Annotated in this window: 14 protein-coding genes and 1 riboswitch; of the genes, 8 read left to right on the plus strand and 6 right to left on the minus strand. The window is 69.3% G+C overall.

Annotated elements, in window-relative coordinates; all coding sequences use genetic code 11:
- Positions 1–103: 103 nt before the first annotated feature.
- Positions 104–871, plus strand: a complete 768-nt coding sequence (locus ACYQ5L_RS21400) for a TSUP family transporter (protein WP_459959544.1) — start codon at positions 104–106, stop codon at positions 869–871.
- Between the two features lie 17 nt (positions 872–888).
- Here ACYQ5L_RS21400 and ACYQ5L_RS21405 read toward each other — a convergent pair whose 3' ends face one another.
- Positions 889–1,788, minus strand: a complete 900-nt coding sequence (locus ACYQ5L_RS21405) for a TetR/AcrR family transcriptional regulator (RefSeq protein WP_459959546.1) — start codon at positions 1,786–1,788, stop codon at positions 889–891.
- Between the two features lie 188 nt (positions 1,789–1,976).
- Between ACYQ5L_RS21405 and ACYQ5L_RS21410 the strand changes: the two genes are divergently transcribed.
- From ACYQ5L_RS21410 to ACYQ5L_RS21425, 4 genes are all read left to right on the plus strand, one after another.
- The gene (locus ACYQ5L_RS21410; protein ID WP_459959548.1) at positions 1,977–3,503 is read left to right on the plus strand and encodes a TldD/PmbA family protein; all 1,527 of its coding nucleotides are present in this window, start codon (positions 1,977–1,979) and stop codon (positions 3,501–3,503) included.
- 19 nt (positions 3,504–3,522) lie between these two features.
- A complete protein-coding gene (locus ACYQ5L_RS21415; protein WP_459963495.1) occupies positions 3,523–4,920 on the plus strand; it encodes a metallopeptidase TldD-related protein in 1,398 nt (465 codons plus the stop codon).
- 66 nt (positions 4,921–4,986) lie between these two features.
- Positions 4,987–5,580: a dihydrofolate reductase family protein gene (locus ACYQ5L_RS21420; RefSeq protein ID WP_459959550.1), complete on the plus strand. Its 594-nt coding sequence runs from the start codon at positions 4,987–4,989 to the stop codon at positions 5,578–5,580.
- 549 nt (positions 5,581–6,129) lie between these two features.
- Positions 6,130–7,059 (plus strand): S1C family serine protease, encoded by a 930-nt coding sequence (locus ACYQ5L_RS21425; protein ID WP_459963496.1) that lies wholly within the window; start codon positions 6,130–6,132, stop codon positions 7,057–7,059.
- Positions 7,060–7,252: 193 nt separating this feature from the next.
- Here ACYQ5L_RS21425 and ACYQ5L_RS21430 read toward each other — a convergent pair whose 3' ends face one another.
- Positions 7,253–7,528 carry a helix-turn-helix transcriptional regulator gene (locus tag ACYQ5L_RS21430; protein ID WP_459959552.1) on the minus strand — a complete coding sequence of 92 codons (276 nt, stop codon included), beginning with the start codon at positions 7,526–7,528 and terminating at the stop codon, positions 7,253–7,255.
- Positions 7,529–7,608: 80 nt separating this feature from the next.
- On the opposite strand from ACYQ5L_RS21430, the gene map reads away from it, so the two are divergent.
- Together map and ACYQ5L_RS21440 are read left to right on the plus strand one after the other, a co-directional pair.
- The gene (gene map / locus ACYQ5L_RS21435; protein WP_459959554.1) at positions 7,609–8,376 is read left to right on the plus strand and encodes a type I methionyl aminopeptidase; all 768 of its coding nucleotides are present in this window, start codon (positions 7,609–7,611) and stop codon (positions 8,374–8,376) included.
- Positions 8,377–8,452: 76 nt separating this feature from the next.
- Positions 8,453–9,112 carry a TetR/AcrR family transcriptional regulator gene (locus tag ACYQ5L_RS21440; RefSeq protein WP_459959555.1) on the plus strand — a complete coding sequence of 220 codons (660 nt, stop codon included), beginning with the start codon at positions 8,453–8,455 and terminating at the stop codon, positions 9,110–9,112.
- Here the strand turns inward: ACYQ5L_RS21440 and ACYQ5L_RS21445 are convergent.
- The gene (locus tag ACYQ5L_RS21445) at positions 9,073–9,207 is read right to left on the minus strand and encodes a hypothetical protein (protein WP_459959557.1); all 135 of its coding nucleotides are present in this window, start codon (positions 9,205–9,207) and stop codon (positions 9,073–9,075) included. The genes ACYQ5L_RS21440 and ACYQ5L_RS21445 overlap by 40 nt on opposite strands.
- A gap of 108 nt (positions 9,208–9,315) precedes the next feature.
- On the opposite strand from ACYQ5L_RS21445, the gene ACYQ5L_RS21450 reads away from it, so the two are divergent.
- Positions 9,316–9,696 carry a PPOX class F420-dependent oxidoreductase gene (locus tag ACYQ5L_RS21450; RefSeq protein ID WP_459959559.1) on the plus strand — a complete coding sequence of 127 codons (381 nt, stop codon included), beginning with the start codon at positions 9,316–9,318 and terminating at the stop codon, positions 9,694–9,696.
- 9 nt (positions 9,697–9,705) lie between these two features.
- Here the strand turns inward: ACYQ5L_RS21450 and ACYQ5L_RS21455 are convergent, their stop codons facing one another.
- From ACYQ5L_RS21455 to ACYQ5L_RS21465, 3 genes are all read right to left on the minus strand, one after another.
- Entirely contained in the window at positions 9,706–10,092 is a 387-nt protein-coding gene (locus ACYQ5L_RS21455) for a PPOX class F420-dependent oxidoreductase (protein WP_459959560.1), read from the minus strand.
- Between the two features lie 205 nt (positions 10,093–10,297).
- Positions 10,298–10,813 (minus strand): DUF8020 domain-containing protein, encoded by a 516-nt coding sequence (locus tag ACYQ5L_RS21460; RefSeq protein WP_459959562.1) that lies wholly within the window; start codon positions 10,811–10,813, stop codon positions 10,298–10,300.
- 307 nt (positions 10,814–11,120) lie between these two features.
- Positions 11,121–14,906 (minus strand): cobaltochelatase subunit CobN, encoded by a 3,786-nt coding sequence (locus ACYQ5L_RS21465; RefSeq protein ID WP_459959564.1) that lies wholly within the window; start codon positions 14,904–14,906, stop codon positions 11,121–11,123.
- 47 nt (positions 14,907–14,953) lie between these two features.
- Positions 14,954–15,024: riboswitch (adenosylcobalamin-variant (AdoCbl-variant) riboswitch) on the minus strand.
- Between the last annotated feature and the right edge of the window lie 806 nt (positions 15,025–15,830).

Below are 15,830 nucleotides of genomic sequence, written 5' to 3' on the forward strand. Positions count from 1 at the left end.
CCACCCTAATCAGCCGATCCCCGGCGCCCGGCAGCAACGCCCGCCGGGCGGGCGCCGCATATCCGAGTTGCTCGCGGTGTGCGCGGTCTGATTGGGTCGCCGGGTGGGTGTTGCGGACTGGGCGGTGTTGTTGACGGCGGCGACGGCGGCCGGATGGGTGGATGCGGTGGTCGGCGGGGGTGGGCTGATCATTCTTCCGACGCTGTTCGTGGTGCTGCCGGGCGTGGCGCCCGCGACGGCGCTGGGCACCAATAAGCTGGCCGCCTTCTCCGGAACCAGTGCGGCGGTGGCCACTTTCGCGCGCAAGGTGCCGATGCGGTGGAAGGCGTTGCTGCCGGCGGCGGTGATCGCAGCCCTGGCCGCGGGCTGCGGCTCGGCGGCGGTCTCGCTCATCGATCGGGAGCTGTTCATTCCGATCGTCATGGTGGTGCTGGTCGGGGTGGCGATCTTCGTGACCATGCGGCCCTCGATCGGGGTCACCATGGCCACGCATCCGCCGACCCGGCGCAAGGCGATCTATGTGATCGGCATCGCGGCCGGGGTCATCGGCCTCTACGACGGCCTGCTCGGGCCGGGCACCGGCACCTTCCTCATCATTACCTTCGCCACCCTGCTGGGCACCGAGTTCGTGCGGGCCGCGGCCATGGCGAAGGTGATCAACTGCGGATCCAATCTCGGCTCGCTCATCTTCCTCGGCGCGACCGGGCACGTGCTGTGGGCGCTCGGCCTGGCCATGGCGGTGGCCAATATCGGCGGCTCGATCGTCGGATCCCGCATGGCGCTGGCCAAGGGCGCGGGCTTCGTGCGCATCGTGCTGCTGGTCGTGGTGGTGGCCATGGTGATCCGCTTGGGCTGGCAGCAATTCGGCTAGACCGGCCGCGAATCCGGTTACACCAGGGCGTCTTCGGGCCGGCCTAGCTCGTGGTCGGTCTCCCGGTGCCGCGGCTGCTCCGCGGCCGGCAGGTGATGGATGGGAATCGGGCGGATGCTCTCACCGCCCAGGCGACGGGGCAGCTCCGCCGAGTGGCACACGCCCGATTCCGGCGCGCGCCCGGGGAATTCGGCGGCGGGACGGTTGAGCAGTTCGGTGGCGGGGCGGCCGGGCAGTTCGGCGGGGCGGCGCGCCTCGAGGGCGGCCTCGCGAGCCGCGTCGACAGTGGGCCGCGGCTGCGAAAGCCACGGCGCCAGCACCTTGTTGGTGGTCTCCTGAATACGGCGCTGCAGGGTCGCCGGATCCTCGACGCACTGCGGGTCCTGGAACAGGACGGTCAGCGCACCCGACACCGCGCCGACGACGGCACCCACCAGGGCGGCCGAACCGACCTCGTCGAGCTCCTCCGGAAACGCGACGCGCAACTGCTTGGCGATCTCCTGTTGCGCGGCCAGCTGCGCATGCGCCGCGCGCCCGCTCACCGCGGGCACGGTGCGCGACACCTGCGCGCGGACCACGGCGATCCGCGCGGCGAGGGTGTCGCCCAGATGATCTCCGGGATTGTCGCCAGCGGCGCGCAGCGCCCGCAGCAGCACCTCCACCGGCCGCTCCCCCGGCCGGCGCGAGTCGATGGCGCGCACCGCCGAGGTCACCCGCTCGTCCGGTTCCGGGAACAGCAGCTCCTCTTTGGAGGCGAAGTAGTTGAAAAACGTTCTGGTGCCGACCTCGGCGGTCGCGGCGATATCGGCGACGGTCGTCGCCTCATAACCTCGTTCCTCGAACATGTCGACGGCGGCCTCGAGCAGGGCGCGGCGGGTACGTTCGCGTTTGCGGTCGCGGAGGGCGGATGGCGGCACGCGGGCAGACCCTACGGCATCAGCCCGGCGAAACGCGGCATATCCAGCACTTCTCGCGTGCCGTTTCACGATGTGCCGGTTCACACTTCACGCAACATTGCAGCGTGTGCAAGGTTGCACGGAATGTATTTCACTCGGAATGAGCGTGTTCTTGAACCCTCGGTGTGTCGCCCTCTAGCGTGGTGCGGGTGAGCATCGCAACCAAGGTCGTGGACGCCGAGTTCCGCGCACTGCCACTGGCCGCGCTCGCCGACGCCGCCTTGAGCGCGGCGCGGGCGGCGGGGGCCGAGTATGCCGATCTGCGCGTGCATCGATTGGTGCAGCAGTCCATCAAGTTGCGCGACGGGCGTGTCGAATCGGTGCGCGACAGCACCGATCTCGGGTTCGCGGTGCGCGTGATCGTCGACGGCACCTGGGGATTCGCCTCGCATGCCGATCTCACCGTGGATGTGGCGGCCGAGGTCGCGCGGCGCGCGGTGACGGTGGCGACGACGCTGCGGGGGTTGAATCGCGAGCGCGTCGAGCTGGCGGCGGAGCCGCGCTACGACGGCGTGGAATGGGTGTCGGCCTATGAGGTCGATCCGTTCACGGTGCCCACGCCGGACAAAGTGGCGCTGCTGCTGGACTATTCGGAGCGGTTGCGCGCCGCCGACGGCGTCGACCATGTGACGGCGAGCGTCCTGCAGGCCAAGGAGCAGACCTTCTACGCCGATACCTTCGGCTCGCGCATCACCCAGCAGCGGGTGCGGTTGCAGCCGCAGCTCGAGGCCATCACCGTCGATCCGTCGGCCGGGGTGTTCGAGACCATGCGCACGCTCGCCGCACCGGCCGGGCGCGGCTGGGAGTATGTGACCGGGGCGGACGGAATCTGGGACTGGGCGGGCGAACTGGGGCAGATTCCGGCGCTGCTGGCGGAGAAGGTCAAGGCGCCGAGCGTGCAGGCCGGACCGACCGATCTGGTGATCGATCCGAGCAATCTGTGGCTGACCATTCACGAGTCCATCGGCCACGCCACCGAGTACGACCGCGCCATCGGATACGAATCCGCCTATGCGGGAACCTCCTTCGCCACCCCGGATCTGCTGGGCAAGCTGCAGTACGGCACGCCGATCATGCACGTGACCGGCGACCGCACCCAGGAGCACGGCCTGGCCAGCGTCGGCTACGACGACGAGGGCGTGGCCGGGCAGCAGTGGGATCTGGTGCGCGACGGCATTCTTGTGGGCTACCAGCTCGATCGCGTCTTCGCGCCGCGGCTGGGGCTGGAACGCTCGAACGGGTGCTCCTATGCCGATTCCGCGCATCACGTGCCCATCCAGCGCATGGCGAACGTGTCGCTGCAGCCGGATCGCGAGCACGACACCTCCACCGCGGAACTCATCTCGCGGGTGGAGAACGGCATCTACATCGTGGGCGACAAGTCCTGGTCGATCGATATGCAGCGCTACAACTTCCAGTTCACCGGGCAGCGCTTCTTCCGCATTCGCCATGGCGAACTCGCCGGGCAGGTGCGCGATGTCGCCTATCAGGCCACCACCACCGACTTCTGGGGATCCATGGAGGCCGTGGGCGGTCCGTCCACCTGGGTGCTCGGTGGGGCGTTCAACTGCGGTAAGGCGCAGCCCGGACAGGTCGCGGCGGTCTCGCACGGCTGCCCGTCGGTTCTGGTGCGCGGCATCAATATTCTCAATACTCGCGCCGAAGCCGGGCAGTGAGGAAGGACTACAGGTGAGTGTGCTCCCCGCCCCCGAGGTCGTCGCGGCCGCACTGCGCGCCTCGCGCGCCGATGAGGCCATGGTGATCGTCACCGACGCGCACGAGGCGTCGCTGCGCTGGGCCGGAAACTCCATGACCACCAATGGATCCTCGGTCGCCCGGGACTGGGCGGTCGTCTCGATCTTCCGGGAGGGCCCGAATACCGCGCGGGTCGGCAGCGTGAGCTCCACCAGCGTGGACCCGGCCGATATCGAGGCCGTGGTGCGCGCCAGCGAGGAGGCCGCCCGCACCGCCGAACCGGCCAAGGACGCCATGCCGCTGCTGGATCCGGACAGCCTCGGCACCGACACTCTCGATTGGGCGCTCGACTGGGACGGCGATCCGGCCACCACCGATATCGGCGTGTTCGCCGATCTGGCCCGCGATCTCGCGCCCGGCTTCGACGGCGCGGACCGGCTCTACGGGTTCGCCCACCACCAGATGCACTCCACCTGGCTGGGCACCGCCACCGGCATCCGGCGGCGCTGGGTGCAGCCCACCGGCTCGGTGGAGATCAATGGCAAACGCGGCGCCGGCGCGGAGCTGGCCAGCGCGTGGGTCGGCACCGGCACCTACGACTTCCGCGATGTCGACGTGCCCGGCCTGCTGGCCGAACTCTCGCGGCGCCTGGACTGGAGCAAGCGGCGCGTCGACCTGCCCGCCGGCCGCTACGAAACCCTGCTGCCGCCCTCTGCGGTCGCCGATCTCATGATCTACATGGCCTGGACCATGGAGGGCCGCGGCGCGCACGAGGGCCACACCGCCTTCTCCCGCCCCGGCGGCACCCGAATCGGCGAGCGCCTCAACGACATTCCGCTCACCCTCTACTCCGATCCGAGCGCCACCGGCCTGGAATACCGCCCCTTCGTGGCCACCCCGTCCTCCTCGGAGGCGCTGTCGGTCTTCGACAACGGCCTCAGCGCCAGGCGCAGCGACTGGATCCGCGACGGCGTCATCGAATCCCTGGTCTACCCGCGTGCCACCGCCGCCGAATTCGACGCCCCCGTCACCCTTCCCGGCGAGAACCTGCTCATGACGGGCGGCACCGACGCCACCCTCGCCGATATGATCGCGAACACCGAACGCGGCCTGCTCCTCACCTGCCTCTGGTACATCCGCGAGGTCGATCCGGCCACCCTGCTGCTCACCGGCCTCACCCGCGACGGCGTCTACCTGGTCGAGAACGGCGAAGTCACCGGCGCGGTCAACAACTTCCGCTTCAACGAGAGCCCCCTGGACCTGCTCCGCCGCGTCTCCGAAGCGGGCCGCACCGAGATCACCCTCCCCCGCGAATGGAAGGACTGGTTCACCCGCACCGCCATGCCCCCGCTGCGCATCCCCGACTTCCACATGTCCTCGGTCAGCCAGGCCACCTGACCGCACAATTTCACGGCCTCGGGCCGTCTCAACTCCCAGGAACCACCGGAACCCTGGAGGAGCAGCATGAGCAAGGTAGTCGCGAGCGCGACCATGTCACTGGACGGCTATATCGCCGGTCCCGAGGAAACCGGCTTCGAGCACCTGTTCGCCTGGTACTCCACCGGCGAGACCGACTACCCGAGCGCCAACCCGGACGTGCCGTTCCGGATGACCGAAGGCGACGCCGCCTACCTGCGCGCCGTCGTCGACTCCGCGGGCGTGTTCGTGGTCGGCCGCCGCCTGTTCGACATCACCAACGGCTGGAACGGCATCCACCCCCTCGACAAACCCATAGTCGTCGTCACCCACCGCGTCCCCGGCCAATGGATCGCCGACCATCCGGACGCCCCGTTCACCTTCGCCGATGGCATCAAGGAAGCAATCGACCTCGCCCGCGGCATCGCAGGCGAGAAGAACATCGCGGTCAACGGCGGCACCATCGCCCGCCAATGCCTGGAAGCCGGACTCCTCGACGAACTGTGGGTGGACCTCGCACCGGTCCTGCTCGGCGACGGCGTCCCCCTGCTCGGCCACCTCGACAACGCCCCCGTCCTGCTCGACGGCCCCGAAATCGTCCCCGGCAACCGCGTCACCCACCTGCGCTACCGGGTCGGCTGAATTCGCCCGCCCCACCTGTTCCGCTCCGGCGAATCGCACCGCCGGAGACGAGAGCGTCGGCGTCCCGGGAGGCACCTGACCGGCCGCAGCCCGCAAGTCCGCTGTTCCGCGAATTGCCGATCGGCCCTACCGATCGATGGCAGAGTCCGCATGGTGGGACGTGCCCAGGTCGGTCGTGGGACTCACGACGCCGCGCTGCCGTCAGGCCGCTCGCCGGCGCTACTGGTTTCGCTGAATTCGCCCGTTCCCGAGCGTTTTCGCTGTCGGCGAACCGGTTGTCGGTGCGCGGAAACGCGCGCATGCTGGATTGACAGACGTAATCATGTAATCGGGACGGTGATCGTCGTGGACGACGACTCAGCTTCCTCGTCGACCGCGAAGCCCGAAGATGCCGCGCGGCGGCCGAATTCGGGTGACTTCGCCGGGCGCGACGGGGACTCACGCGGGGCGGCGGGATCGGGCGCGGCCCACAATGTTTCCGATCCGTTCGAGGACGGCGCGAGGGGCGGCGGGAACGGGCTGGGCGGGGATGGCTTGCCGCCGGAGATTCTGGGCGGGACCCCGGATGCGGCTGCGCTGGACTCGTATTCGCGCACCGTGATCGCGGTGGCCAGGTCGGTGACGCCGCAGGTGGCCAGTGTGCAGACGCGGCGCGGGGGCGGGTCGGCGGTGGTGTTCACCGATGACGGGTTCCTGCTCACCAATGCGCATGTGGTGGGGTCGGCGGGGAATGGGGTCGTGGTGTTCGCCGACGGGGTCGAGTCCCGATTCGATGTCGTGGGGGTGGATCCGCTGTCGGATCTGGCGGTGCTGCGGGCGCGCGGGGGCGCTCCGGCGGCGGCCGTGCTCGGGGATGCCGATCGGCTCGCGGTCGGGCAGTTGGTGGTGGCGGTGGGGAGCCCGCTGGGGTTGGCGGGCTCGGTCACCGCGGGCGTGGTCAGTGCGCTCGGGCGGTCGGTGCCGGTCGGCAGCCGGCGCACCACCCGGGTGATCGAGGACGTGATCCAGACCGACGCAGCCCTCAATCCCGGCAATTCCGGTGGTGCGCTGGCCGATTCGGCCGGGCGGGTGGTGGGGATCAATACCGCGGTGGCCGGAATCGGCCTCGGACTGGCCATTCCGATCAATGGCACTACTCGCCGCATTATCAGCACACTGCTCAACGAGGGCCGGGTTCGGCGCGCCTACCTCGGGGTGGTCGGCGTCCCCGCTCCCCTGCCCGCCGCCGTCGCCGCCCGCACCGGGCAGGACGCTGGCCTGCGGATTGTCGAAGTGGTGCGCGGCGGGCCCGCCGAACGCGCGGGCCTGCGCCGCGGTGATCTCGTGCTGAGCGTCGCCCGCACCGAAGTGCGTGATGCGCAGGGCATTCAGCGCCAGCTGTTCGGCGACGCCATCGGCCGCTCACTGCCGGTGACAGTGCTGCGCAATGGCGCGATGGTGGACGTCATCGCCGTCCCCGTGGAGTTGACGGTGGATTGATACGCGCCTCGACGGTGGGCTGGCCCGGGGCCGGATCCCGCGCGGGCGCCGCAGCCGCGCGCGCTGGTTCCGCATACGAAGTCGGCGACGACGCCCGCGCCGTCCTGGACGCAGGCGGCGCCGTCCTCGAGCAGGGCGGTGCCCCACTACGGCTCGAGTGCATCAGGTCCGGGAGCACGCGAACCGCCCGTTGTCAGGATGCGGTGCGGTGCGAATTCTCGGTCTCGGCGGGCTGCCAGTGCTCGGCGAGGTCGTCCAGGGGCACGCCGAGGGCGCGGCTCAGGGCGACCACGGTGCCGAAGGCGGGGGTGGGCAGGCGGCCCGATTCGATCTTGCGCAGGGTTTCCGGGGAGATGCCGGCATCGGCGGCCACCTCGGTCAGATCGCGGTCGGCGCGGGCGGTGCGCAGCGCCCGGCCCAGCCGGCGACCGGCCTCCAGCTGGGCCGGGGTCAGTGGGAGTCGAACCATGCGGGTCAGCCTACGATTGGTATTTAAATACCGCAACCCGCTATGGTCGGTATTAAAATACCGAATCGGAGGTTGTTGTCATGGTGGAACTCAAGACCGCGGCGGAGATCGAGCGCATGCGGGTCACGGGGCAGTTCATCGCCGGGGTGCTGGCGGAGCTGCGCGAGAAGGCGCAGATCGGGGTGAACCTGCTCGAACTGGAAGCCTGTGTGCGCGAACGCATCCGGGAACGCGGGGCGGTGTCGTGCTACTGGGATTACTCGCCGTCCTTCGGGCGCGGACCCTTCCGCAATACCATCTGCCTGTCGGTGAACGACGCCGTGCTGCACGGGCTTCCGTTCGACTACCGGCTGCGTGACGGCGATGTGCTGAGCATGGATCTGGCGGTGGGCATCGACGGCTGGGTCGCCGACTCCGCCACCACGGTCATCGTCGGCGCGGCCGCACCCGAGGACACCCGGCTGGTACGCGCCACCGAACTCGCCCTGGAGGCCGCCATTGCCGCGGCGCAACCGGGCAACCGGATCGGCGACATCTCCGCCGCCATCGCGGCGGTGGCCCGCGAGCACGGCTACCCCGTGAACACCGAATTCGGCGGTCACGGCCTGGGCCGCACCATGCACGAGGATCCGCACGTGCCCAATGACGGCGCGCCCGGTCGCGGCTTCCGGCTGAAGCCGGGTCTGACCATCGCCATCGAGCCGTGGTTCGCCTGCACCACCGATCGCGTCGTCACCGATCCGGACGGCTGGACCATCCGCTCCGCCGACGGTTCCCGCACCGCCCATTCCGAGCACACCGTCGCCATCACCGCCACCGGCCCGCAGGTCCTCACCCGCGCCGCCTGAGCCGCTCACCACGGGATCCGCGCGACCGCCCGGCCCGGCCGCGCGCCCGAAACCCCCTCCCCGCGATAATGATTCGATGGGCAACGACGACAATCCGCCGGGAACCGCCACCGCCGCCTTGGCTTCCGCGCTGGCCAACCTGGAGCGGAGCCAGCGCCGCTTCCCCGAGGGACGCCGCCGCATCTTCCTCGCCGCCATCGACGCCTTCGCCGAACGCGGCTTCCACGCCACCACCACCCGGGACATCGCCGCCCGCGCCGGCCTCTCCCCCGCCGGGCTCTATGTGCACTTCGGCTCCAAAGAGGAAGTCCTGCACCGCATCTCACTGTCATCGGTGCGCCTCACCCAGCAGGTCGCCCAGGCCGCCGCGGCCACGCCCGGCAGCGCGGCGCACCGGCTCGCCACCACCGTGGCCAATCTCGCCGCCTGGCACGCGGAGCACAATGCCGCGGTCCGCGTGGTCCTGCACCACCTCACCGACCTCACCCCCGACCACCGCACCGAGGTGCTCGCGGCGCAGGACGCCATCCACGCCATCCTGCGCGATCTGGTCGCCACCGGCGCCGACCAGGACGAATTCGCCCTCGCCCCAGCCGATCCCACCACCACCGCCATCGCCCTGTACTCCCTGTGCGTGGACACCGCCCGCTGGTACCACCCCGCCCACCACCGCACCCCCGAGCGAATCGGCGCCGACTACGCCGCCGTCGCCCTGCGCATAGTCGGGGCCACCTGATCCGAAACGACGCCGACCGGGAACTGGCTGATGTAGGCCTGTTCGGCGGTCAGGTCCTTGGGTGTGCACAGGACCGGAATCGACACAGCGGCCATTGGGTGCCTCCTCGTGATTGCCTCGGAATCGACGCTATCCAAGCCGGAGCCGCACACGCACACGATTCCTTCCGGGCGGCCGGCGCCGGGGACCGATAGGCTGCGGGCGTGGACAATCCCTTCGGGCCGGTGGGCACCGCCAATTACGTTCTGCTGACCACGTTCAAGAAGGACGGCACTCCGGTCGGCACCGCGGTGTGGGCCGCACTGGACGCCGGTCGTCTCTATGTCTGGACGGTGACCGACAGCTGGAAGGTCAAGCGCATTCGCCGCGATCCGCAGGTGACGCTGCAGCCGTGCGATGTGCGGGGCAAGCCGCACGGCGAGGTGGTCAAGGGCACCGCCACCGTGCTCGACGCGGCCGGCAGCGATCGAGTGCGCGCACTGGTCAAGAAGCGCTACGGGCTGCAGGGTCTGCTGGTCGTGACCGGCAGTGTGCTGCGCCGGGGCAAGCAGGGCACGGTCGGTATCGAGATCACCCCGGCGTAGCGGGCGCGCCTAGGCGGGCGCATCGGGGACGACGGCAATGCCGACCGAGCGATGCGCGCCGCGAAAGAGCTTGTGCGCCTTGATGGCGAGCGTGCCGATCACGCCGTACTTGCGCGCGACCACGCGGCGGACGTGCTCGGTGCCCTCGGCGTCGAGAATGCGGGCGGCGCCGGTGATCACCTCCTCCCCGCGAATACGGCCGCGGCCGTCGCAGGCTTGCAGCGTCACCGCCGGATTGCGCCGGATCCGCTTGACCTTCCAGGTGCCGGTCATGGTCCAGATGACGATGCGGTCGCCGTCGGGCGCCACCCATACCGGGGTGGTGACGGGCGTGCCGTCCTTCTTGTAGGTGGTCAAGGCCGCGAAAGTGGTCCGGGCCACGTCGTTCCAGGTCATGGGAGAACGGTACGGCCGCGGCCCCGGCCCCGGCCCCGACATCCGTCCGCGATCGCGCGGCCGCGTACGTCCGCAGTCGTACGACCCTCATCGCCGCGCGATCATCGGATCGGAAACGGCCGCCGGACCCCGCTGGTCCGGCGGCCGATCATTGGGGTCGCGACGCCGGGGTGCGCCGCGGCCGGATCGAATACCGCCGCGCCGGCTACCTGTTCTCGGCCGCGATGATGCCGCCGATGACCGCGCCGATGATGCAGCCCGGAATCGCGCCGACCAGGAAGAAGATCAGCCCGATCAGTGCGCCGACCACGCACCCGATGGCAATGCCGGCAATGATCTGGCCGGCCGAGGCAATATCCTTCAGCACCACCGCATCCGGCGAGGTCGCCGCGGGCGCGGTGGCCGGCCGGTCGATGGTCAGCGTGGTCCCGGCGGCGTCGACGCGCGGATCCAGCCGCACTTCGCCGAGAACCATGGGGATGGACGCGATCACGCCGCCGCCGGGTGCGGCGACCTCGACCGTATCCGGGGTGATTCGGAAGGTGCCGTTGTCGAGCGTGGTGCTCACACTGCTGTAATCGGGCGCCCACCCGGCGGTATAGGTGACGCCTTGATCGATTCCGCGCACGGCGTTCGCGGCCTGACCCTGCGCTGTGGCCGTGGTGATGCCGAGCCCGGCCGCCACCAGTAAAGCGGCTATTGCAAACTTCTTGATACCCATGACGATTACCTTCAATCGAAGCGCCGATTCACCTGAAAACGAGTAGGCGTATCCGATCGAATTCGTCGAATGGCGACGACTCGATAACTCGGCGAACCGGAAATGCGGGTTCCAATATTCTGGCCCAATAACAAGATTGGGTATGCCCGGCGCCTCCCCGAGTATGACGCCGAACGATTCTTATGATCCTCTTAAGTACGCGCACAGGGAAGCCCCCTGTACCAGGGTTGTCCGCTCTTGTCCTGATCAAGAGCGGCGACGTCGCCCCGTGCGCGTGCCTCGAACCCGCCTCGAATGAGGAATTCCGTTACTCCAGTTCGCCTTCGGTCTCCAGGTAGACCTGCCGCAACCGCTCCAGGGTCTCGGCCTCGGGCTGCTCCCACAGTTTCCGCTCGGCGGCTTCCAGCAAACGTTCCGCAATACCGTGCAGCGCCCACGGATTGGACTGCTCCATGAACTTGCGATTGATCTCGTCGAAAACGTAGCTGTCGGCCAGCTTCTCGTACATCCAGTCGGCGACCACATTGGTGGTGGCGTCGTAACCGAAGAGATAATCCACGGTGGCGGCCATTTCGAACGCGCCCTTGTAGCCGTGCCGGCGCATGGCCTCGAGCCAGCGCGGATTGACCACGCGGGCGCGGAAGACGCGGGTGGTCTCCTCCGACAGGGTGCGGGTGCGCACCGCGTCCGGGCGGGTGCTGTCGCCGATGTAGGCCTCGGGGTTCTTACCGGTCAATGCGCGCACCGCGGCGACCATGCCGCCGTGGTACTGGAAGTAGTCGTCGGAGTCGGCGATATCGTGCTCGCGGGTGTCGGTGTTCTTGGCCGCCACCGCGATTCGCTTGTACGCGGTGCGCATGTCGTCGGCGGCGGGTGCGCCGTCGAGATCGCGGCCGTAGGCGTAGCCGCCCCAGGTGGTGTACACCTGCGCGAGATCTTCGTCGGTGCGCCAGCTCTTGGAATCGATCAGCTGCAGCAGGCCCGCGCCGTAGGTTCCGGGCTTGGAGCCGAAAATGCGGGTGGTGGCGCGACGTTCGTCACCGTGCTCGGCGAGGTCGGCCCGGGCGTGCGCGCGCACGTAATTGGATTCGGCGGGCTCGTCGAGTTCGGCGACCAAGCGCACCGCGTCGTCGAGCAGCGCGAGCACGTGCGGGAAGGCGTCGCGGAAGAAGCCCGAAATTCGCACGGTCACATCGATGCGCGGCCGCCCGAGCTCTTCCAGCCCGATCACTTCCAGCTTGGTGACGCGGCGGCTCGCCTCGTCCCACACCGGGCGCACACCCAGCAGTGCGAAGACCTCGGCGATATCGTCGCCGGAGGTGCGCATGGCGGAGGTGCCCCACACCGACAGGCCCACCGAGCGCGGGTATTCCCCGTGATCGGCGCGGTACCGCTCGAGCAGCGAATCCGCCATGGCCTGACCGGTTTCCCACGCCAGCCGCGACGGCACCGCCTTCGGATCCACCGAGTAGAAGTTGCGCCCGGTGGGCAGCACATTGATCAGCCCGCGCAGCGGCGACCCACTCGGCCCGGCCGGAATGAATCCGCCATTGAGCGCGTGCAGGATTCGCGCGATCTCCACGCCGGTCTGCCGCAGCCGCGGCACCACCTCGGTCGCGGCGAACCCGAGCACCTGGCGCACGGCCGTGAGCCGCGCCCGCACAGCGGACTCCGACTCCCCCACGCGCGCGAGCGATTCCGCTGCCGCCGGGGTGGTTGCCGCAGCGCCGGACGCAGTATCGGCGGCGGGATCGCCCGCGGTAGCAGGGTCGCCCGCGATGGCAGGGCCACCCGCAGTGGCAGCGCTGCCTCCGGTGGCGGAGCCCTTCGACTCCCCCGCCGCGGCGCCGACCAGGGCTTCCGTGATCGCGTCGATCGCATCGACATCCCAGTCGACTTCCTGCATGGCCGAGACCAATTCGCGAGCACGGGACTCGAATTCGTCGACGCGGCCGCGGGATTCGTCGCCGGATTCGCTCAGTCCGAGGGCTTCGCGCAGGCCGGGGACATTGGTTTCCCCGCCCCACAGCTGGCGGGCGCGCAGCATGGCCAGGACGAGGTCCACCTCGGCCTCACCGGCGGGCGCCTGGCCGAGAACGTGCAGGCCGTCGCGGATCTGGACGTCCTTGATCTCGCACAGCCAGCCGTCGACGTGCAGCAGCATATCGTCGAAGACGTCCTCGTCGGGGCGTTCGGCCAGCCCCAGGTCGTGGTCCATCTTGGCCGCGCGCATGAGCGTCCAGATCTGCTGGCGGATGGCGGGCAGCTTGGCCGGATCCAGGGCGGAGATATTGGAGTGCTCGTCGAGCAACTGCTCCAGACGCGAGATGTCGCCGTAGGTTTCGGCGCGCGCCATGGGCGGGATGAGGTGGTCGACCAGGGTGGCGTGGGCGCGGCGCTTGGCCTGGGTGCCCTCACCCGGATCGTTCACCAGGAACGGGTAGATCAGCGGCAGATCGCCGAGCGCGGCGTCGGTGCCGCAGGAGGCGGACATGCCGAGGGTCTTGCCGGGCAGCCATTCCAGATTGCCGTGCTTGCCGAGGTGCACCATGGCGTCCGCGGCGAAACCCTCGGGGGCGGCCAGCCAGCGGTAGGCGGCCAGATAGTGGTGCGAGGGCGGCAGATCCGGATCGTGGTAGATGGCGACCGGGTTCTCGCCGAAACCGCGCGGCGGCTGCACGATGAGCACCACATTGCCGAAACGCAGGGCGGCGATGACGATTTCGCCCTCTGGGTCCTGAGAGCGATCGACGTACATCTCGCCGGGCGGCGGGCCCCAGGCTTCGACGACGGCCGCGCGCAGATCCTCGGGCAGGGTGTCGAACCAGGCGGAGTACAGGTCCGCGCCGATGCGGATCGGATTGCCTTCCAGCTGTTCGGCGGTCAGCCAATCCGGATCCTGGCCGCCGGCGGCGATGAGCGCGTGGATGAGCGCGTCGCCGTCACCCTGCTCCAAGCCCGGGATCTCGCCTTCCGCGCCGAGATCGTAACCGGCGGCACGCATTTCGGTCAGCAGCTTGATGGCGCTGGCGGGAGTGTCGAGGCCGACGGCATTCCCGATGCGGGCGTGCTTGGTCGGGTAGGCCGACAGCACGATGGCAATGCGCTTGTCGGCGGCGGGAATATGGCGCAGCCTGGCGTAGCGCACCGCGATTCCGGCCACGCGGGCCGCGCGTTCGGGATCGGGGACGTAGGTGGACAGGCCGTCGGCGTCGAATTCCTTGAAGGAGAACGGGACCGTGATGATGCGGCCGTCGAACTCCGGCACCGCGACCTGGGTGGCGACATCGAGCGGGGACAGGCCGTCGTCATTGGCCTCCCACTGGGCGCGGCCGCTGGTGAGGCAGAGTCCTTGCAGGATGGGCACATCCAGGTCGGCGAGCGCGCCCACATCCCAGGCTTCGTCATCGCCGCCCGCCGAGGCGGTGGCGGGCTTGGTGCCGCCCGCGGCGAGCACCGTCACCACGAGGGCGTCGGCTCGGCGCAGTGTGGCGAGGAGTTCGGGTTCGGCGGTGCGCAGGGAGGCGCAGTAGAGGGGAAGCGCGCGGGCGCCCTTGTCCTCGATAGCGGTGCACAGGGCGTCGATGTAGCCGGTGTTTCCGGCCAGGTGCTGGGCGCGGTAGTAGACGACGGCGACCGTGGGCGCATTCTCGGCAATCGGGCGGGCAGCGCGTTCCAGCTCGCCCCAGCCGGGCATCTCCACGGGCGGCTCGAAGCCGTGGCCGGTGAGCAGGACGGTGTCGGACAGGAAGTTGTGCAGCTGCCGCAGGTTCACCGGGCCGCCGGCGGCCAGATAGTTGTGGGCGTCCGCCGCCACACCGCCGGGGACGGTGGAGGATTCCATGAGCTCGGCATCGGGGGCGATCTCACCGCCCAGCGCGACCAGGGGAATGCCGCTGGCGCGCACGGTCTCCAGGCCTTCCTCCCAGGCGCGTTTGCCGCCGAGAATGCGCACGATCACCAGGTCCGCGCCCGCGAGCAGGGCGGGAAGGTCCTCGGTCAGGATGCGGGCCGGGTTGGCGAGCCGGTAGTCGGCGCCGCTGGCGCGGGCGCTCAGCAGATCGGTGTCGGAGGTGGACAGCAGGAGAATCACAGGGGTTCGGGCCTTCCTCGGGTTACGCGCCCAGCACGGTTCGGCGCTCATCGGGAAGGTCTGACTGTCACAGTGGCGCGACCGCACCGGAATTGCACCGGTTTCTTCCGTTCGATGAGCTGTTGGATGCTATCGCGTGCGGGTCACAGTGCCGCAAAGCCTGGTCCGCGGGGGTGTTCGGAGGGGGTGGCGCGGCGTACGCTCCGGGTATGCCGAACACCCCGAGCTGGGTCAGGCGGAACAGGTTTGCCGCCTGGTCAGGATACTTTTGCATACTGGTTGCTTTCGCAACGCTGGCAATGGCCCTGACGGCCGCCGGCTCCGGTCATACGCAGTACGCGATGCTCGCCGGGATCGTTTGTGCGGCGACTGTGCTGTTCGGAGTGACCGTTCTGGGTACGACCATCCATCGGGACAATATGGAGCATCACAATGTTCCCAGTTTGTTGAACGACAGCTGGGAACAGTCGCCGGCGTTTGCGCGGCGGCGGGGAGCGCCGCGGGCTATCGAGCCGCATCGGGCCGGATAGGGGTTGGTGCTTGGCGGGTGTCCTTGCTTTGCGGGGACGCCCGCTGAGTGACGTTTTGGGGCTGATTGGCGTTGGGGGCGGGTCTGATCAGGGACGCTCGTGGCTGTGTTTGATTGCCTCCGCTTCGCTCCGGCGGGGTTCGGGGCCTGGAGGTCTCGATTTTTCCCTCCCTCCGCGCACGCCGGAGCTCCTCCGCTTCGCTCCCCCGCTCCGACGCACGCTCCACTCAGTCCAAAATCGAGACGGCCCCGAACCCACACAGTTGATGCACCAACTGTCATCCCTACAGTTCATTGACAGTTCGCCTGCGGCGGACCAACACACAAGCACACGAGCTGATGACCAGACCAGCTGGTGCCCGGACCAGCCGGCAATCGCACCGGCTGGCGATCGG

The organism is Nocardia sp. IFM 10818 (genome assembly GCF_054655275.1).